13 protein-coding genes and 1 tRNA gene are annotated in these 18,673 nt (G+C 70.9%); 7 read left to right on the forward strand and 7 right to left on the reverse strand.

Features of this window, described 5'->3' with window-relative positions; genetic code table 11:
• The first annotated feature begins 102 nt into the window (after positions 1 to 102).
• A complete protein-coding gene (locus ACRWNM_RS23715) occupies positions 103 to 1,041 on the forward strand; it encodes an alpha/beta fold hydrolase (protein WP_431970276.1) in 939 nt (312 codons plus the stop codon).
• Between the two features lie 257 nt (positions 1,042 to 1,298).
• Here ACRWNM_RS23715 and ACRWNM_RS23720 read toward each other — a convergent pair whose 3' ends face one another.
• Entirely contained in the window at positions 1,299 to 1,964 is a 666-nt protein-coding gene (locus tag ACRWNM_RS23720) for a PRC-barrel domain-containing protein (RefSeq protein WP_431970277.1), read from the reverse strand.
• 268 nt (positions 1,965 to 2,232) lie between these two features.
• Between ACRWNM_RS23720 and ACRWNM_RS23725 the strand changes: the two genes are divergently transcribed.
• Together ACRWNM_RS23725 and ACRWNM_RS23730 are read left to right on the forward strand one after the other, a co-directional pair.
• The gene (locus ACRWNM_RS23725) at positions 2,233 to 3,663 is read left to right on the forward strand and encodes an SDR family NAD(P)-dependent oxidoreductase (protein WP_431970278.1); all 1,431 of its coding nucleotides are present in this window, start codon (positions 2,233 to 2,235) and stop codon (positions 3,661 to 3,663) included.
• Between the two features lie 69 nt (positions 3,664 to 3,732).
• Positions 3,733 to 4,527 (forward strand): O-methyltransferase, encoded by a 795-nt coding sequence (locus ACRWNM_RS23730; RefSeq protein ID WP_431970279.1) that lies wholly within the window; start codon positions 3,733 to 3,735, stop codon positions 4,525 to 4,527.
• A gap of 19 nt (positions 4,528 to 4,546) precedes the next feature.
• On the opposite strand, the gene ACRWNM_RS23735 is transcribed toward ACRWNM_RS23730, so the two are convergent.
• Entirely contained in the window at positions 4,547 to 5,323 is a 777-nt protein-coding gene (locus ACRWNM_RS23735) for a thioesterase II family protein (RefSeq protein WP_431970280.1), read from the reverse strand.
• Positions 5,324 to 5,363: 40 nt separating this feature from the next.
• Between ACRWNM_RS23735 and ACRWNM_RS23740 the strand changes: the two genes are divergently transcribed.
• The gene (locus tag ACRWNM_RS23740) at positions 5,364 to 6,710 is read left to right on the forward strand and encodes a CoA transferase (protein WP_431970281.1); all 1,347 of its coding nucleotides are present in this window, start codon (positions 5,364 to 5,366) and stop codon (positions 6,708 to 6,710) included.
• A gap of 8 nt (positions 6,711 to 6,718) precedes the next feature.
• Here the strand turns inward: ACRWNM_RS23740 and ACRWNM_RS23745 are convergent, their stop codons facing one another.
• Both ACRWNM_RS23745 and ACRWNM_RS23750 read right to left on the reverse strand, forming a co-directional pair.
• The gene (locus ACRWNM_RS23745) at positions 6,719 to 8,317 is read right to left on the reverse strand and encodes a TROVE domain-containing protein (protein WP_431970282.1); all 1,599 of its coding nucleotides are present in this window, start codon (positions 8,315 to 8,317) and stop codon (positions 6,719 to 6,721) included.
• Positions 8,318 to 8,635: 318 nt separating this feature from the next.
• A tRNA-Arg gene (locus tag ACRWNM_RS23750) sits at positions 8,636 to 8,697 on the reverse strand.
• Between the two features lie 153 nt (positions 8,698 to 8,850).
• Between ACRWNM_RS23750 and ACRWNM_RS23755 the strand changes: the two genes are divergently transcribed.
• Entirely contained in the window at positions 8,851 to 10,449 is a 1,599-nt protein-coding gene (locus tag ACRWNM_RS23755; RefSeq protein ID WP_431970283.1) for an MFS transporter, read from the forward strand.
• An 8-nt stretch (positions 10,450 to 10,457) separates the two neighbouring features.
• On the opposite strand, the gene ACRWNM_RS23760 is transcribed toward ACRWNM_RS23755, so the two are convergent.
• Positions 10,458 to 11,042, reverse strand: coding sequence for a TetR/AcrR family transcriptional regulator (locus tag ACRWNM_RS23760; RefSeq protein ID WP_431970284.1), 585 nt, complete (start codon positions 11,040 to 11,042; stop codon positions 10,458 to 10,460).
• A gap of 287 nt (positions 11,043 to 11,329) precedes the next feature.
• On the opposite strand from ACRWNM_RS23760, the gene ACRWNM_RS23765 reads away from it, so the two are divergent.
• Positions 11,330 to 12,364 (forward strand): nucleoside hydrolase, encoded by a 1,035-nt coding sequence (locus tag ACRWNM_RS23765; protein WP_431970425.1) that lies wholly within the window; start codon positions 11,330 to 11,332, stop codon positions 12,362 to 12,364.
• A gap of 43 nt (positions 12,365 to 12,407) precedes the next feature.
• Complete coding sequence (locus ACRWNM_RS23770; protein WP_431970426.1) at positions 12,408 to 13,289, forward strand: amidohydrolase family protein; 882 nt, start codon at positions 12,408 to 12,410, stop codon at positions 13,287 to 13,289.
• A 43-nt stretch (positions 13,290 to 13,332) separates the two neighbouring features.
• Here the strand turns inward: ACRWNM_RS23770 and recD are convergent, their stop codons facing one another.
• Positions 13,333 to 15,231, reverse strand: a complete 1,899-nt coding sequence (gene recD, locus ACRWNM_RS23775; RefSeq protein ID WP_431970285.1) for an exodeoxyribonuclease V subunit alpha — start codon at positions 15,229 to 15,231, stop codon at positions 13,333 to 13,335.
• Positions 15,228 to 18,665, reverse strand: a complete 3,438-nt coding sequence (locus tag ACRWNM_RS23780) for a UvrD-helicase domain-containing protein (RefSeq protein ID WP_431970286.1) — start codon at positions 18,663 to 18,665, stop codon at positions 15,228 to 15,230. Before ACRWNM_RS23780 ends, recD begins: the two co-directional genes overlap by 4 nt.
• Between the last annotated feature and the right edge of the window lie 8 nt (positions 18,666 to 18,673).

Below are 18,673 nucleotides of genomic sequence, written 5' to 3' on the forward strand. Positions count from 1 at the left end.
ATTGATTGGGGGTCTCCGCGCTGTCAGTATCGTGGAACGTACCGGCAGTACGTTCAGGGCTCCGTACCCCTGGAAGCGATGGACAGTGACCGAGGCGAGCACATGACCGAATCGTTCGACAGCATCGGACCGCGCGGGACCCATCTCCCGCGACGAGAGCGCCGGGTCCGCGGCGCCGACGGTGACCTCGCGGTCTTCGAATGGGGCCACCCCCGCGGCGTCCCGCTGGTCCTGGTGCACGGACTCAGCGACACCCATCGGGTGTGGCGCGAGGTCGCCGCGCTGCTCGCCGACGATTTCCGGGTGATCGCGTACGATGCCCGCGGCCACGGCGACAGCGAAACATGCTCCAGCGCGAGCGCTTTCCGGCTGGACAAGTTGGCCGACGATCTCTTCGCCGTGCTGGACGCGGTCAGCCCGAACCGGCCCGCGCACGTCTGCGGGCACGGGTGGGGCGCGATCCAGGGCTGGGAGGCCGTGTGTGACCCGCGCGCCAACAGCAGGATCGCCTCCTTCACCGCCATCTCCGGACCGAATCTCGATCACCTCGGCGTCCAGCTGCGCGAGCTCGCCGTGCGGCCGCACCGGATGGGGCGACTGGCGGCCGATCGCAAGTTCTGGCGGCACGGCGCGGGCTCGGCGCGCACGGCCGCGCTGCGGATCGCCTATCCGCCCCGCGTCCGCACCTGGCTCATCGAACGGCTCGGCGGCATCCCCGCGGCGCACGCGCCCATCGCGCCGACCTGGCGCACGGATCTGCTCGCCGGCGCGCGCATCGCGCACGCCAACCTGGCGCCCCGGCTGCTGTGTCCGCGTCCTCGGTCGACCGCGGTGCCGGTGCAAATGGTGGTCGACACCACCGACGTGCTGGTCCCGCCGTTCCTCTACTACGGCAGTGCCCGCTGGGTGGACCGGCTGTGGCGCTGCTCGGTCCCCGCCGACCACTGGCTCCCGAGCACCGATCCGCTGCTGGTCGCCGAGGCGCTCGGCAATTTCGTCGAAGACCTGGCCGCGGCCGACAGCAGCCTGCCTCGAGGCTGACACGACACCCGCGAGGGCTTCAGGCCTCGTGGCCCCGGGGGAAGATCGGCGACCGCGTCGATGCGCAGGCACCCCGCGCGGGTTCCGCCCGCCGCCGTGGTGACCACCCAGACGGGATAGTCCGCCGCGGCGAGCACCGCGTCGAAAGCGGTGCGGGCCTGATCGGGGGCGTTCTCCATCGGCTGTCCCTTTCGTGAGCGGCGGCCGCCGGTGCCGCCAAGGATGCGCTTCGCCCCTCGACGACACCGGCGAGCCGGTCACCAGCGATCCGGTCCGCGGGTCTCGTCGATACCGTCGACCCGTTCCGTCCGCACCCTGTCGGACCCGGTCCGTTCTTCGACGATGTCATCGATCTTCAGCTGCATCGGTTCCGCGGGCACCGATGCGTCGCGCCCGGTCGCCATCGCCACCGTCGGCTCGTCGTCGACGTATCTGCGGCCGCGCGCGGCGCCCGCCGCGTCGGGATCGGCGCCGATGGTCAACCGTTCCTCGGAACGAATCAGCTCGTCGTCGGTCCGGCCGCCGCTGTCGGCGGCCCACTCGGCGGTCGTCGCCCGGGCGTTCACCGGGTGCTCGCCATAGGGCCTGCCGTAGGTCTTCCACGCCGAGAGGGCCGGGTCGATGTCGTAGTGCTCGAACAACTCTCGTTCGCTGCGCTGGCTGATATTGCCGTCGTCGTCGAGGTACGGCGCGGACTTGACCTGGTCCTTGCCGACCCGCACCTGTAGCGTCGCGCGCTCGCGCCGGTGCTCGGCGCCTGCCAGCGGCACCAGCGCGTCGTGACCGAACAACCCCGTGGAGATGGCCACCCAGGTCGGGAAGCCGCTGGCGTTGTCCACGTAGATCCGCTTGACCTTGCCGACCTTGTCCCCGTCACGGTCGTAGACGATGTTGCCGAGTACCGAATCCAGCAGACTGCTCATGGTCTCCTCCTCGATCCTCACTGCGGGACGATTGCGGCGACCGGCCGAAAGAGCGATCGGCAAGACACCGCGGACCTGCATGATCAATCGATCACACAGGCAACTACCCCCTGTCCTCACCGGCAAACAGCACTCGGTCGAGCGTCTGTTTCGCCGTGGCCACGACCGACGCGGGTGAACAAGACACGGCCGGACCGCGACCGGACGCGAGGGTTTGCGACAATGGTGACTTCGATTGCCCAGCTCACGAAGGACCTCCACACCCCCGATGGCCGACAGCAGTATCGATCCCGACGAGCTCGCCACCTGTCTTCGGGTACTCGACCAGGCCGGACAGCTGGAGAAGGACCACCCCGATTCGCTGCTCGTGCAGCGCGCGGTCGGGCACATGTTCAAGAAGCTCAAGCAGCGCCGCCGCGTCGAGGCCCGCGACAAGATCGCCACCGCGGACCGCGCGGTCGTCGCGGCCACCGCCACGGGCTCACCGAATCGCATCGATGACGAGACCGCGGGCATTCCGCTGACCTCGACGACCAAGGGCGCCAGCGCGGGCACCCTGCTCCGCCCGCGACCCTGTTACATCTGCAAGCAGCGCTACACCCGCGTCGACGCCTTCTACCACCAGCTGTGCCCGGACTGCGCCGCGAGCAGCCACGCCAAGCGCGACGCGCGCGCCGATCTCTCGGGCCGTCGCGCGCTGCTCACCGGCGGCCGCGCCAAGATCGGCATGTACATCGCGCTGCGGCTGCTGCGCGACGGCGCGCACACCACCATCACGACCCGCTTCCCCAACGACGCCATTCGCCGTTTCGCCGCCATGGACGACAGCGCTGATTGGCTGCACCGGCTGCGCATCGTCGGCATCGACCTGCGCGACCCCGCGCAGGTGGTGGCCCTCGCCGACGACATCGCCGCGCAGGGCCCGCTGGACATCCTGATCAACAACGCGGCGCAGACCGTGCGCCGCTCCCCCGGCGCGTACAGCGCGCTGGTGGAGGCCGAGTCCGGTCCGCTGCCCGCCGGCGCACTGCCCGACGTGGTGACCTTCGGCAAGACCATGCAGGCGCATCCGACCGCGCTGACCGCCTCGCTCGCGCCGACGCTCACCGCAGCAGATGTCGCGGAGCTCGCGCTGGTCGCGGGATCGGCCACCCCCGAACGGATTTCGCGCGGCGTGGCGATCGACGCGGGCGGGCTGGTGCCAGATCTCGCGCACACCAACAGCTGGGTGCAGACGGTCGCCGAGGTCGATCCGACCGAACTGCTCGAAGTCCAGCTGTGCAATTCGGTGGCGCCGTTCATCCTGGTGTCGCGGCTGCGTCCGGCCATGGCCGCCGCGCCCGCCCGCCGCAAGTACATCGTGAACGTCTCCGCCATGGAGGGTCAGTTCGGCCGCGGGTACAAGGGACCGGGACACCCGCACACCAATATGGCCAAGGCGGCGCTGAACATGCTGACCCGCACCAGCGCCAAGGAGATGTTCGAGTCCGACTCGATCCTGATGAGCGCCGTCGACACCGGCTGGATCACCGACGAGCGCCCGCACTACACCAAGATCCGCCTCGCCGAGGAAGGCTTCCACGCCCCGCTCGACCTGGTCGACGGCGCCGCCCGCGTCTACGACCCGATCGTGCAGGGCGAGGACGGTGTCGACCTCTACGGCTGCTTCCTCAAGGACTATCAGCCCTCGCCCTGGTGAGCCTCCGCCGCCCGCGCTGCCTGGCGAGCAGAATCGGTGGTGACACAGCTACCACGATCTGGAGGGCGCATGGCGGACGAGACTGGATCGCGTCGAACCGGAATCAGCGTGCTGCTGCGCGACAAAGCGCCGTTCCTGCGCTGGTCGATGATCCGCTTCGCGCTCGGCGGCCAATCCGTGCTGCGCACCGGACAGGTGGGCGACGGCCGCGAGGAAGCCGTGCGACAGCACGTGCTGAGCACCGCGACACCGGGCGATCCCGACAGTGTGCTCGCCGCCATCGATGACTTCGCGCGCACCCGCAGCTTCCTGATGAACGTCGGCGACGAGAAGGGTCTGCTGCTCGACGCCGCGGTTCGGCGCGCGAGGCCACTGCTCGCGCTGGAACTGGGCGCCTACTGCGGATACAGCGCGGTGCGAACGGGACGCCTGCTGCCGCAGCGGGGACGGCTGGTGTCGGTGGAGGTCAGCGCCGCCAACGCCGCGATCGCGACCGACGTGATCGCGCACGCCGGGCTCGCCGACCGGGTCGAGGTGGTGGTCGGCAAGATCGGCGACGGCGGGACGACCATGCGCAGGCTCGCCGTCGACCACGGATTCGCCGCGAGCGCGGTCGATTTCGTCTTCCTGGATCACTTGAAGACCGCGTATCTGCCCGACCTGCTCGCGCTGCTCACCGTGAACTGGCTACACCCGGGCTCCCTCGTGGTCGCCGACAACGTGAAGATGCCGGGAGCGCCGCGCTACCTGCGCTACATGCGTGCGCAGGAGGGCAGGACCTGGCGCACCGTGGAGCATCGCACCCACGTCGAATACCAGTCCCTGCTGCGCGATCTCGTCCTCGAGTCGGAGTACCTGGGCTGAGCGCACCCGCCACCGCGCCCTATTCGGCGCGACGTGCGGGATCGTCCAGCTGCCGAGCTACGAAATCCGATACCGCGCCGACGTGTTCGTCGAGGTAGAAGTGGCCGCCGGGAAACGTCTCGCGGGCGAACGCGCCCGAGGTGAACGCCCGCCATCCGTCGGCCTGCTCGGGTGTGGTGGTCGGGTCGTCGGTGCTGACCAGCGCGGCGAGGTCGCACGCGAGCGGCTCGCCGTGCCGGTGCCGATAGGTTTCCACGGCTTGGTAGTCGCTGCGCACCGCGGGCAGCACCAGATCGGCGAGGCCGGGCTCGGTGCGCAGCAGTGCGATCGGCGCGGGATCGGCGGCGAGGCGCTCCAGATCCGCGATGAGCGCCTCGTCGGATTCCAGGTGCAGGCGACGGTGTTCGACGAAAGACGGTGCGGGACGGCCCGAGACGAACAGGGCGGCGAGCTCCTGCCCTCGGGCCTCCAGCCTGCGGGCCGTCTCGTAGGCCAGGGTGGCGCCCATGCTGTGCCCGAACAGCGCGAGACCGGACCAAGGACCGCGTCCCAGCAATTCTCCGGCAATCCGCTCGGCGAGTGCGTGCAGATCCGGGACCGCCGCTTCGCCGAGACGGTCCTGCCGTCCTGGATACTGGACGGCCAGTACCGCCACGCCGGAACCGAATTCGAGGGCAAGCTCACGGTAGGCCGCCGCCGAACCGCCGCCGGGCGGGAAACACACCAGGTAGTGGCGCGGCGCCGGGTCGGTCCGCAGGACTCGCAGCCAATCGGTGGCGGTGATCGTCTCGTCCACGTCGGTCTCCTTCTCCGCCGGTGCGGCTAGTCTCGATCTGGTGAACGCGCACACACGGCTGGTCCACGAGTACGAAGCCGGAATCGGTGTCCCCGTTTCCGGCATTACCCACTCCCCCGATCCTGGCAGCAATCTTGCTGCGACACTGCCGGTCTGGGCGCTTGCGGCGGGTTCGGTGGCCACGGTGGCGGCCGCGGCCAACCGGTTGCGCGACGCGCACGGACTCGCTCCCGTGCCGCATCGGATCGACCCGGAACGGATCACCGCCGCGTTCTCGAGCGACCGCCTGCTGCGCGCGGACGGCCGTCAGGTGCCTGTGTTCGCCGATCTCTCCGGATTCTTCCCCACTTTCGACGGTTGGGTGCGCACTCACGCCAACTATCCGCATCACCGAACCCGTCTGCTCGCCGCGCTCGGCCTACCGGAGGACGCGCCACTCGACCTGGCGGTCGCCCACATCGCTATGAGCCGCGCGTCCGATATCGAGGACAACGCCGCCCTGGCGGGCGCGATCGCGGTCCAGGTGCGCACCGAGGAGGAGTGGGCCGCCACGCCGCAGGCGGCGGCCGCCGCGTCCGGCCCGCTGGTCGCCATGGATCCGCGGCAAGACCGCGCGGGCGCGCCTTTCCGTTCCGAGGCGACCCCGTTCCAGCCGTTGCGCGGGGTGCGTGTGCTCGACATGACCCGGGTGATCGCGGGCCCGGTCGCGACCAGGACGCTGGCGCTGCTCGGCGCGGAGGTGCTGCGGGTGGACCCGCCGTGGCTGCCCGAGATTCCGTGGCAGTACGCCGACACCTGCCAGGGCAAGCACTCCGCGATGGTCGACCTGCGCACTCACTCGGCCGTCTTCCACGACCTGCTCGCCTCCGCCGACGTGCTCGTCACGGGATACCGCCCCGGCGCGCTGGAGCACGCCGGGCTGACCACCGCCGTGCGTCCCGGCCTGGTGCACGGCCGGGTCAGCGCCTGGGGCGAGTCCGGTCCCTGGGGCAGCCGCCGGGGCTTCGACAGCATCGTGCAGTCCGCCACCGGCATCTCCATCCTGGAGGGCGCGCCGTCGGTGCCCGGCGCGCTGCCCGCCCAGGCACTCGACCACGCCTCGGGCTATCTGCTCGCGGCGGGCGTGATCGACGCCCTCGCCGCGCGCACCTACGACGGAATCGGCCGTGACGTGCGGGTCTCGTTGGCGCGCACGGCGTCCTGGCTGCTCGTCAACCCCGACCGCGGCCTGAGCCACGGCCCCGCCGCGGCCCCCAACCCGGAGATGACCGTCCACCACGGCGGCCTGGTGACGGCCACGCCCGCCCTGGCCGAGTACCCGGATTACGCCTGGCCCGCACCGCAATACGGGGCCAGTGCGCCCGCCTGGCCGGTGCGTACCCGGTAGGGGTCGCGTCAGGCGTCGCGGGCGAAGTCGGCCAGCAGCGCCGGGACCGCGGAATCGAAGCCGGCGATGTCGAGCATCCCGGCGTCGGACGGGTCCGCGATGCTGAACTTCGCCGCCGTCATGCCGACCACGACCAGCTTCGCGTGCGGGTTGACTTCACGGCGGTACCGCTGCAGGGCCTGGTGCGGGTGGATGCGGCCCGCCCAGGTCTCGGAATCGGTGTACACCGAGAACACGTCCACCTCGAGACCGTGCCGCAGCGCGTACGTCATGGGCAGCGAGCAGTCGGTGCCGCCGAACGGCAGGCCGGACACGGCGCGCACCGCGTCGTCCAGCCGCTGGCGCGGACCGATCGCCAACGGCGTCAGCTCCGCGTCGCTCGACCACGCGCCGCTCCTGGCGGTGAAACCGACGATCGAATGCGCCGTCTCGGTACTCGCGGTCACCAGCGCCAAGGCGGCGCTCGCCTCCCGCGCCGACAGCGGCGTGCCACCGATCGTCACGGCCATGGAGCCGGACACGTCGAGGGCGAGCAGGTGGCGCTTGCCGGTCGGCGGCACCGCCTCGAACGCCGCGTAGAACGCGGAGTCCAGCGCGTCCACGATCGGCGCGGCGGGCTCCCACCGGCCGTCGCCGCGTGCGGATCGACCCGCGGCGTAGGTGCGCAACGCGACGAGGACGTTGACCGGATGCACCCGAGACTTCCGCAGTCGCGCCGGGTCGGCGAGCTGGCGCGCCACCGCCGCGGTTCGCTCACCCAGCGGGGCGAGCAACCCGAGCCGGGTCAGCCGCGGCAGCTGGCGCATCAGTGCCGTCTGCGGAATCCCGTTGTCCAGCAGCGCCTCCCACACCGCGGGCGCGTCGAGCGCGGCATCGGGCAGCATCTCCCAGGACAGCCGGTACGCGCGCACCAGATCGGGGAGCTCGCGCACCGGCGCGGCCTGCGCTCGGTGGTAGCCCTCGATCAGCCGCAACCCGTCCAGCGACGCCTCGCGACCGCAGATCCAGTCGAACAGGTTCTTGCGGTCCGGCTCGGCGGTGTCCGGGTGCGCGAGACGCAGCAGGTCGCGGTGCGTCCACCCCTCCCGCTGGCGGTACTTCACCACCTGGAAGGCGAGATCGTCGACGGACTTCTCGACATACCAGTGCGCGACGGCGCGGCGCAGACCGCGGCCCCAGCCACGGAACTGCTCGACGTAGCGCGCGAACAGGAACAGGTGCGTGCCGGTGCGCGCCACCAGCGGCAGCGCGTCCAGCGCGGTCCGGCGACCGTCGGCATCGCCGAGGGAGGCCGCGGCGGCGAGCGCGAACAGCGCGGGATTCTGCTTGGGCGCGCGGCCCGCCGTGGAGATCGCGACGATCTCGGCGACGAGCTCGGCGGTGCGATGACGCGCGAAATCCAGGACGACCTCGGCGTTGTCCTTGGTCAGGTCTTCGGCGCGCACGTAGTAGGTACCGCCCTCGGTGCCCAGTGTCAGGAACCGGCGCAGCCGTACCTCGGGGGTGACCTCGAAGGCGAAGCCGCCCGCGTTGTTGCGCGCCTGTCGCGCGTCCGCCCGCTCCGCCTGCGGCGTGGCGCGGGTGGTGATCCCAGCCAGCACGTCCATGTCTTCCTCGTTTCCGGCCCCGGTCGGGGCTTGTCGGGAACGGGGGAAGCGGACGTGACGAACGCCCACCGGGATGATCTACCCGAAAGATGACCGACGGGCTTTCGGCCCGCGTCCCCCGTTCGACGGAACGCGAAGAACGGTCGTGGTGTGCCGACCGGACCAACGCTCCGTGGGGAGCGTGGCAGGAGTCGAACCTGGGAAACCGATAACCGACCGACTCCGGCCCGTTCTTCGCGTCCTGGCAATCCAGCGGGGCGGTCGTGGTGTGCCGACCGACGTAAGCGCTCTACCGGATTGAGCTACGGCAACATGCGCTGCCGGCGGGATTCGAACCCGCAACCGCTCCATTCGAAGTGGATAACCGACCGACTCCGGCCCGCCCCTTCGGATTGCCCAACGCGGAGAACTGTAGGGCGCGGTCGCGATCCGGCGCCACCGAATTATTCGCGCTCCGGCGGCCACCGGAAAATCCGTTGCGCTCGTCGGCGCGGGGGCGATGAAATGTGTATTCGCAGGTCGTCTGCACTCACATGACAGCAATCGACATCGGCACGCCGGAAGGAACCCGCACCGTGGACACCGTCGACCAGAGCGTGCACAGAGACGTCGCGGCGCTCGCCGGACGGACCGAATGGGTCGGCCTCGGGGTCCTCGCGCTCGCCTGCCTGGTCTACGCGATGGACCTCACGGTGCTACACCTCGCGGTGCCGATGATCAGCGCCGACCTGCACCCGACCAGCTCTCAGCTGCTCTGGATCATCGACGTCTACGGCTTCATGGTGGCCGGTCTGCTGATCACCATGGGCACCCTCGGCGACCGGATCGGTCGGCGGCGCATGCTGATGATCGGCGCGGCGCTGTTCACGGTGGTGTCCGTGGCGGCGGCGTTCGCGCCGACCGCGGAAGCGCTGATCGTCTGTCGCGCCCTGCTCGGCATCGCGGGCGCCACGCTGGCGCCGTCGACGCTGTCGTTGATCTTCAACATGTTCCGCGATCCCCGGCAGCGTTCGGTCGCGGTGGGCGTGTGGGTCGGCGCGTTCTCGGCGGGCGGCGCGGTCGGGCCGATCTTCGGCGGCGTGCTGCTGGAGAACTTCTGGTGGGGATCGGTGTTCTTGCTCGCCGTTCCCGTCATGGTGCTGCTACTGGCGCTCGGCCCGAAGGTGCTGCCCGAGTTTCGCGATCCCGAGGCGGGCCGCCTCGATCCGCTCAGCGCGGCGCTCTGCGTGGCGACCATGATCGCCGTCGTGTTCGGCATGAAAAAGATCGCCCAGGACGGTGTCGGGGTGGCGGCGCTCGCCGGCCTCGTCGGCGGAGCTGCGCTCGGCGTGCTGTTCGTGCGGCGTCAGCTCACCGGCGCCGACCCGATGCTCGACCTGCGGCTGTTCCGGTTGAGCAGGTTCCGTATCGCCTTGCTGATCAACATGGTCGGCATCTTCGTCGCCTTCGGGTATTTCCTGTTCGTCGCGCAGTACTTCCAGCTGGTGCTCGGGATGTCGCCGCTGCGGACCGGTCTGGTGATGGTGCCGTCCGGCGTCGGTTTCATCGTCGGATCGCAGCTGGCGCCGCGGCTGGTCCAGGTGGTGCGGCCCGCCTACCTGATCGGCGGCGGGCTCGCCGCGGCCGGTATCGGACTGCTGATGATGACTCAGCTCAGCGCCTCCGGAGGCTACGGTCTGGCGCTGGCCGCCTCGGTGATCTCCTCGCTCGGGCTGGCTCCGGTGTTCGGCATCACCACCGAGCTCATCGTCGGCGCCGCACCGCCCGAACAGGCGGGCGCGGCCTCCGGCGTGTCCGAGACCGGCGCGGAATTCGGCGGGGCGCTGGGCATCTCGATCCTGGGCAGCATCAGCATCGCGATCTACCGCGGCGATCTGTCGTCGTCGCTGCCCGCCGGGCTCTCCGACGCCGACGCGGGGTCGGTCCGCGACACCTTGGGCGCGGCGGTGCAGGTCTCGACCCAAGTGCCAACGGCCCTGGGCGAATCCGTGCTCGCGGCGGCACGCGAGGCATTCCTGCACGGCGTGCACATCACCGCGGGCATCGCCGGTGTCGCCGCACTCGCCATCGCGCTGGTCTCGGTGCGCAAGCTGCGCGAGATCCCGGCGGGCCCGCTGACCCACGAGGACTGACCCCGTCGTCAGCCGGTGGTCTCGGGCGAACCGGCGAGCGCCGCGAACGCGGTCGAGAGGGTGTCCCCATTCGGGAGGGCGCCCTCCGCGCTGATCATCCAGAGCACCGAGAAGCCCTGCGTCAGTGCGAAATAGAGTCCGGCGATCGCTTCGGCCTGCTGCTGGGTCAACCGGGGGTGGGTTGCGCGCAGGTTCGTGGCGAGGTCGGTGGTCGCGTGCCGGATGCTGTCGGCCATGTACCGCTGCGACTCCGGCGAGCGGGCCACGCGCAGCAGGTTCTCCATGCTGGCCAGCATGCCTTCGCGGTTGGCGGCGAAGACGGCGGGCAGGCCGTCGATCATCGACGCGAAGGCTTCCGGCATCGGACGCCCCTCGGTCTCCTCGATCAGCTCGGCCATGCTGTCGCCGATGCCGGTGCCGAGCGCTTCGGCCAACGCCTCGGTGATCAACCTGTCCTTCGAACCGAAGTGGTAGCCGATGGCGGCCAGGCTGACCCCCGCCGCGTTCGCGATGTCGCGCGCGGTGGTCTTGGCGACGCCGCGTTCCATGATCGCCTTGCGCGCTCCGGCCAAGAGGTCTTCACGGTTTCCCATGCGCTTCAGGCTATCGCACGTCTCAGACGTTTGTACAAGACGTATGTACTAACACTTCAGCGGTCCGCACCGTACCTCCGCGCGTCGTTCCGGCATGCGAGAACTCTGGACGCCCCGGCCTCGCCCATTCGGCGTAACTCCGCTTTCGCTCCAGCCCCGTGCGGGACTCCAGAAGGACATGTCCGGAAGCTTCCACCAGACGTAGCTCCGCTTTCGCTCAGCGATGCTCGGGACTCCGCCGGACCGCGTCCCACAGCGTCGATTAGTGTCGAGTCGTGCGGCAGAAAATGATCGTGGACGTCGACACCGGAATCGACGATTCGCTGGCACTGCTGTACCTGCTCGCCTCCCCCGAGGCCCAGATCCTCGGTATCGCGGCCACCGCGGGCAATGTGCCCGCCGACCAGGTCGCCGCCAACAATCTCGCGTGGCTGGATGTGTGCCGGGCGCCCGAGATCGAGGTCGCCCTCGGCGCGGCCGAACCGCTCGCCATCCCGTTGCGCACCACCGAGGACACGCACGGCCCGCAGGGCATCGGCTACGCCGACCTGCCCGAGAGCAGGCGCACGTGTTCGGACCGGACGGCCGCGCAGATGTGGGTGGCGCTGGCGCGCGAACATCCCGGCGAGATCGTCGGCCTGTGCACCGGTCCGCTGACCAACCTCGCGCTGGCGCTGCGCGTCGAACCCGAACTGCCACGGCTGCTGCGCCGGTTGGTGATCATGGGCGGCGCGTTCAACCATCCCGGCAACACCACGCCCACCAACGAGTGGAACGTGCACGTCGATCCCGAATCCGCCAAGGAGGTGTTCGACGCCTTCTCCGCCGCACCGCCGGATCGCCGTCCGCTGGTGTGCGCGCTCGACATCACCGAGACCATCGAGATGCATCCGAAACACCTGGCGCTGCTGGCCGAGCGCGCGCTCAGTCACCCCGCCGAGGCGGTGTCCGAGGACGACGCTCCCGGCGCGCGGTCCGCGGCCTCGAATCCCGTTGTGCGCCATGTATCCGACGCCGTGCGGTTCTACTTCGAGTTCCACCGCGCCTACGACCAGGGCTATCTCGCGCACATGCACGACCCCTTCGCCGCCGCCGTCGCCCTCGACCCGGCCCTGGCCAGGACCAAGCCCGCGACGGTCGACGTGGAGCTGACCGGCACGCTGACGCGCGCGACGACGGTGGCCGACTGGGCGGGCATGTGGGGGCGCGAACCCAACGCGGACATCGTCGTCGGCACCGATCCCGAGCTGTTCTTCGAACGGCTCGTCGCTCGCGTCGGCGATTTCGCGAGGAACCTCTATCCCGGTGACAGCAGCGCATGACGCACGCTCGCTCCGCTCCGCTCCGGCCGACGAAGGACTCACGGTGATCGACGACGACAACGCTTACCTGGCCGATTTCCGCGCGCGGCTCGACCTGCCCGGAATCGTCGACGTGCACACCCATTTCATGCCGGAAAAGGTGCTGAGCAAGGTGTGGTCGTACTTCGACTCGGTGGGCCCGCTGACCGGCCGCAGCTGGCCGATCGCGTACCGCGAGGACGAGCAGGTGCGACTGAAGACGTTGCGCGACTTCGGTGTTCGCGCGTTCACCGCGCTGGTGTACCCGCACAAGCCGGAGATGGCCGCGTGGTTGAACGACTGGACCGCCGAGTTCGCCGCCCGCACCCCCGACTGCCTGCACACCGCCACCTTCTACCCCGAACCCGGTGCGGCCGACTACGTCGCGACCGCACTCGACCGCGGCGCGCGCGTCTTCAAGGTGCACATCCAGGTCGGCGATTTCCCGCCCGGCGACCCGCTGCTCACCCCGGTCTGGGGACTGCTCGAGGACGCCGGGGTCCCGGCGCTGATTCACTGCGGCTCCGGTCCCGCTCCGGGTCGATTCACCGGGCCCGAGCCGATCGCCGAACTCCTGCAACGGTTTCCGCGACTACGGCTGATCGTCGCCCACATGGGCACGCCGGAGTACTCGGAATTCCTCGACCTCGCGCAGCGGCACGCGGGCGTCTACCTCGACACCACCATGGTGTGGACCGATTTCAGCGAGGCCGACTCGCCGTTCCCCGTCACCGAGCACGGACGGTTGCGCGAGTTCGGCGAGCGCATCCTGTTCGGCAGCGACTTCCCGAACATCCCCTACAGCTACGGCCACGCCATTCATGCCTTGGAGCGCCTCGACCTCGGCGCGGACTGGCTGCGGCAGGTCTGCTACCGCAACGCCGCCGAGCTCTTCACGATCAGCTGACCCCAGCCGTTGCCAGACAGTGCCTTTCGGGGCACAGCGCCGGTCAGCGAGTCTCGCGCCGGGAGAGCCCGCTGGCGCGCAGCACCCGGCGCGCCACGGCCGCGCGGATGGCCTCGTCGGTGCCGATGATGCGCACGTGCTTGCGCGCCCTGGTGATGGCGGTGTAGAGCAATTCCCTGGTGAGCAGCGTGGATTCGGGTTCGGGCAACACCACCGAGACGGTGTCGTACTGACTGCCCTGGCTGCGGTGGATGGTCATGGCGAACACCGTGACCACCGCGGGGAACTGGGTGGGATGCACCAGATACGGTTCGCTGCCGCGCTGGAGCGCGGCGCGCAGCGACCCGTCCGGCAACCGGACGATGACGCCGGTGTCGCCGTTGTAGATACGGGCCTCGTGATCGTTGGCGGTGACCAGCAGCGGCTGCCCCGGATACCAGGCCGCGTAATGCGTGTCGGGCCCCGCGCCGGAGGCAGCCGCCCAGTCCGCGGCCATCCGATCCCAGCGCTCCACGCCGAACGGACCCTGCCGGTGCGCGCAGAGCAGCCGGTGCGACTCCAACGCGAGCAGGGCGCCTGCCGCATCGCCGTCCAGCGCCGAATCGGTGACGGCGCGCGCCGCCCGAACCACATCCCCGCGCACCGGGGCCGTGTCCTCCGGCGCGCACAGCGACAGCTCCTGCCCGCCCGCGCGCAGCAGCTCCAAGGCCGCGTCGGCGTCCCCCGCCCGCACCGCGACGGCCAGGTCGGCGATCCGCCCGCCGAAACGCCGCCCCCTGGTGAGCCGGACGATGCCGCCGCGCAGCCTCGTTCGCTCCAAGGGCGTAAGCGCCTCCGTATCGTGTTCCGGCGCAGCCGAACCCGCGCCGATGATCTCGTCCAGCACCGGATTCGGTTCGCCGGCAACAGGTCCGGCGACCAGATCGGCGAGCACGGCGCCCGCGTCCACCGAGGCGAGCTGGTCCGGGTCGCCCACCAGGACCAGGCGCGTGTCGGGACGCAACGCGGCAAGCAGGCTGCTCATCATGGTGAGCGACACCATGGAGGTCTCGTCGACCACGATCACGTCGTAGGGCAGACGGTTGAACTCGTGGTACTTGAACCGGGTCCGGCGGCCGCGCTGCCAGCCGAGCAGCCGGTGCAGGGTAGCGGCCGTCAGCTCGGGAAGACCGAGATCGGCCGCCTGCTCGCGCACCGCCTCCTGTAGTCGCGCGGCCGCCTTGCCCGTCGGCGCGGCGAGGGCGATGCGCAGGGCGGCCGCTTTGGGATTCGCCCTGCGGTGCGCCTCGAGCAGCGCGAGCACCCGGGCGATGGTGTGCGTCTTGCCGGTGCCGGGGCCGCCTGCCACCACGGTGGTCCAGTGCGCGGCGGCCAGCGCGGCGGCGATGCGCTGGCGGTCGGGTCCCTCGCCGAGCGGGCTGTCGAAGAGCCGGTCCAGTTCCCGGCGCACCACCGCGACATCGATCTTGGGGTGGGTGGCCGCGCGTTCGGTGAGCACCCGCCGGATGGTCTGTTCCTGCTGGTAGTAGCGGTCCAGGTAGAGCAGGGAGCCGGAGTCGTCGCCACGCTCGGGCGGTACGAGCCGCAGCGGGCGCAGTGGTCCGGCCGATCCGCCGCAGACCAGCGGGCTGACCCGCAGCGCCGCCGTCACCGCGTCGATGTCCGGCCACGGCAGGGTCGCCGGATCGACGCCTGCCCCCGCGTCCCAGTCCTCGTCCGCGTCGACGCCGATCTCGCGCATCCGGTTCAGCTCCAGGCAGACCGAGCCCGAGCGCACCGCCCGCACAGCCAGTGCCGCCGCGAACAGCACCTCCTCCGAATCCTCGCGCCCGAGCCTGCCGAGCCGCACCGCGACGTGCACGTCCGCCGCGGACAACACCCCGGCCTCGTTGAAGACCCGCAGCAGGCCGGTGCCGCGCTGCGCCAACTGAATCGACGTCATCGGGCCTCCCCCGTTTCGCCGGCGAGCGGATCCGTGTCGCCCGCGAGCAGATCCGACAGCGCGGTGACGAGTCCTGCCGGTGGCGTCCACTCGAAAACACCTCGGCCGGGCGGTGTTTCGGGGCCGACCATGCCGCGCACGAACAGATACCGGCAGCCGCCGAGGTGCCGGGCCGGGTCGTAGCCGGGCAGCCGCCAGCGCAGGTAGCGGTGCAGCGCGACGGAATACAGCAACGCCTGCAACGGATAGTGCGAGCGCAACATCTCTGCGGTCATGCGCTCCCTGGTGTAGTGATCGACGGTGAGGTCGCCCGTGCCGAGGCGGTTGGTCTTGTAGTCGACGACGACGAAACGCGGTGTGCCGGAGGGATCGGTGACGCGGAGCACGGCGTCGATGCTGCCGGTGAGGTAGCCGCGCAGCTGGACGTCGTCCAACCCCGCGAGCAGGGCGGCGTAGGAGGCCAGGTCGTCATCGGCCGGCAGGTGCGCGCGCAGCAGTTCCGCGATGCCGCGGAGGGTCGCCGCGCCCGCGGCCGGAGCGTCGCCACCCGCCAGCGGCAGTTCGAATTCCAGTTCGGCGAGTTGATCGCGACGGGAAATGTCTGCCAGACAACCGATTCCGAGCGGAGTACGGAGAACCGCGAGCAGCGCGACGCCGAGCACGGCGGGATCGATCTCGGCCATCGACTCCTCGACCGCGGTGCGACAGCGGGCGTGCACCTCGGTGTCGAGATCCGCGCCGTCGGTGTCGATCTGCTCGAGCACGCCGTGCACCAGCGTGCCGAACTCGGCGCCGTAGGGCAGGGCGTTCATCAGCGACGGCGCGGCCGCGGTGACCGGTTCTTCGGCGGCGGGCGGCGGCGCGGACGGCTCGTCCTCCGGCCCGCGTTCGTCCTCCAGCTCGGCGTCCACCACCGTCTCGTGCGCGCCCGCGGTGAGCGCGGAGTAGGAGGTGCGCCGCCAGTGCTGGTCCATGGCCCGGTCGAAGCGGGCCACCGCGAGGTCGCCAGTGACCGGTTCGGTGCGCGCCCGGCGCGGCTCGATATCCTCGGCCGATGCGACCGCGGTCACCGAAATCGCCTCGGGCGCCGCGGCCGCCCATGCCGCCAGCATCGGCACCGCCTGCTGGTCGGCGGGCACCGCGGCCCGCCCTGGCACCGTCTCGCCGCCGTCGGGCCTGCCGAGGATCATGCGGTGCAGCGGCGCCGCCGCGGTGGTGATGGCGGGCGCCCACCAGGCCACGATCTGGCACATGGCGCGGGTCAGCGCGACGTAGAGCAGCCGCAGCTCCTCGCCTGCCTCCTCGGCTTCGCTGCGCAGCTTGCGCTCGGCGTAGCCCCCGGCGTCCTGTCCGCCCACGTCGAGCACGCGCGCGCCGTCGTCGTCGTGGAACAACAGCGTGGCCGGGTACGGGTTCTTGGCGCTGTCCCACGCGAAAGGCAGGTACACGATGGGGAATTCGAGTCCCTTGCTGGCGTGCACGGTGGCGATCTGCACGGCCGCCGCGTCGCGGTCGAGCCTGCGGGAGCGGTCGGCGACGACGCTCGCGGCGGGGTCGCGCACCTGGTCGGCCAGCCAGCGGGTCAACGCGGTCAGGCCGAGCCCCTCGGTCAGCGCGACCTGGTCCAGCAGCTGGGCGATGTGCCGCAGGTCGGTGAGCCTGCGTTCGCCGTTCTCGATCGAGAGCAGCCGCGGCGCGAGACTCGCCTCGGCGGAGAGCTTTTCGAAGACGGCCGCGAAGCCGGCGCGGGCGAACAGCCGTGCCGCCTCACGCAGCTGCGCGCTCACCCGTCCGACGAGATCGGCTCCGCCGCTGTCGATGTCGGCGGCGGTGCAGCCCAGGATCGGCGTGCACGCGGCAAGGCGGACGCGGTCGGAGCGGTGCGGCTGTTCCAGCGCCCGCAGCACCCACAACCAGTCGGTGGCGCTCGGCGTGCCGAAGACACTGGTGCCACCCGCCAGCACGGAGGCGACGCCCGCCCGGTCCAGCGCCGCGCGCACCACGTCGATCTGCGACCGCGTGCGGACGAGCACGGCGATGTCGCCGGGACCGACCGGACGACGGACGACACCGTCGATCTCGTCGTCCGGCGCGTCTTCTCGCGCCCGATCGCGTTCCGTTCGCGCCTTCGGCGCCGGAACGGTCACCCGCACACCGGATTCGAGCAGACCCACGATGTCGGCGGCGAGGTCGGCGGCGACCTTCGCGCGCTGGCGGCCGACGGACGGGAACCCCGACTTGTTCAGCGGGCCCGCACCGGTGCGCGGCAGGCACCGCACCCGCATCGGGGTGACGAGTTCGGCGGGCCCGGTCAGCCGCGACCACGGGCGCGTCGCGGCGACCGGATAGACCGCGATCTCGGGATGCCCGAGCGCCGCGCCGCCCTGGACGCGTTCCAGCGCGGCCAGCAGTCCCGCGTCGCTGCGCCAGTTGGTGGTGAGCTCGCTGCGGCGGTCGGCGTGCCCGGCGGCGTCCAGGTAACTGAGCACCTCCGCGCCACGGAAGGCGTAGATGGCTTGCTTGGGATCCCCGACCAGCACGAGTGTCGTCTCGCCGTCATGGAAGCAGCGGCGCAGGATGTCCCACTGGAGCGGGTCGGTGTCCTGGAATTCGTCTACGAGCGCCACCCGGTAGCGCTCGCGGATGCGCGCGCAGGCGACGGGGCCGTGGTCGGGATCGGCGAGCACGTCGTGCAGCAGCACCAGCAGGTCGTCGAAATCACGCAGTCCCGCAAGGCGTTTGCGGCGCTCGGTCTCGGCGCGCACGGCCTCGGCGAAGGCCACCCGCTCGCCCGCGGGCCCGTCCGCGCGGGGGGCGAGGCGGGCGTGCCGGTCGCGGACCGCCGCCAGCGCGAGGGTGTGCGCCTCCTTCAGCGAGAACGGTGGCGTGTCGCGCGCGTAGCGGTGCAGATAGAGATCGTCGGCGACCGTGCCGACCAGCTCGTCGACCGATTCGACCAGGCGGGCGCCCGGATCGTGTTCGCCGGCCAGCCCGAGTTCGTCGAGCATGCGCTGGCAGAAGCTGTGCGTGGTGGCGATGGTGCCCGCGTCGAAATCCGACAGCGCGGCGAGCAGTCTGGCCCGCCTTCGCCCGACCTGTGCGGCGTCGGCGTCGGCCAGGTGCCGGACCAGGTCGTCCGAATGCGCCTGCGCCGCCACCGGATCGGCCAGCGCCGCCGCCACCGCCACGAACCGATCGCGGGCGCGTTCGCGCAGCTCTTGCGTCGCGGCCCGGCTGAAGGTCACCAGCAGCAGCTGGGCGATGTCGACGCCCGCTTCGGCCACGTAGCGCACCGCGAGCCCGACGATGGCGTGAGTCTTCCCGGTGCCCGCACTGGCTTCCAGCACCGTCGTGCCGGTGGGCAGCGGACCGTACGGGTCGAACGACGCGATCGCCTCCGTCGCCGGGGCCCGGACGGTGTCTTGAACTGTCATGCCACGCA

This window comes from Nocardia sp. bgisy134, assembly GCF_965341865.1.
In the GTDB taxonomy this organism is placed as follows: Bacteria; Actinomycetota; Actinomycetes; order Mycobacteriales; family Mycobacteriaceae; genus Nocardia.

Coding starts and splice junctions, on each gene's coding strand:
- ACRWNM_RS23715 (WP_431970276.1), top strand. CDS start 103: ATGACCGAATCGTTCGACAGCATCGGACCGCGCGGGACCCATCTCCCG.
- ACRWNM_RS23720 (WP_431970277.1), bottom strand. CDS start 1,964: ATGAGCAGTCTGCTGGATTCGGTACTCGGCAACATCGTCTACGACCGT.
- ACRWNM_RS23725 (WP_431970278.1), top strand. CDS start 2,233: ATGGCCGACAGCAGTATCGATCCCGACGAGCTCGCCACCTGTCTTCGG.
- ACRWNM_RS23730 (WP_431970279.1), top strand. CDS start 3,733: ATGGCGGACGAGACTGGATCGCGTCGAACCGGAATCAGCGTGCTGCTG.
- ACRWNM_RS23745 (WP_431970282.1), bottom strand. CDS start 8,317: ATGGACGTGCTGGCTGGGATCACCACCCGCGCCACGCCGCAGGCGGAG.
- ACRWNM_RS23755 (WP_431970283.1), top strand. CDS start 8,851: ATGACAGCAATCGACATCGGCACGCCGGAAGGAACCCGCACCGTGGAC.
- ACRWNM_RS23760 (WP_431970284.1), bottom strand. CDS start 11,042: ATGGGAAACCGTGAAGACCTCTTGGCCGGAGCGCGCAAGGCGATCATG.
- ACRWNM_RS23765 (WP_431970425.1), top strand. CDS start 11,330: ATGATCGTGGACGTCGACACCGGAATCGACGATTCGCTGGCACTGCTG.
- recD (WP_431970285.1), bottom strand. CDS start 15,231: ATGACGTCGATTCAGTTGGCGCAGCGCGGCACCGGCCTGCTGCGGGTC.
- ACRWNM_RS23780 (WP_431970286.1), bottom strand. CDS start 18,665: ATGACAGTTCAAGACACCGTCCGGGCCCCGGCGACGGAGGCGATCGCG.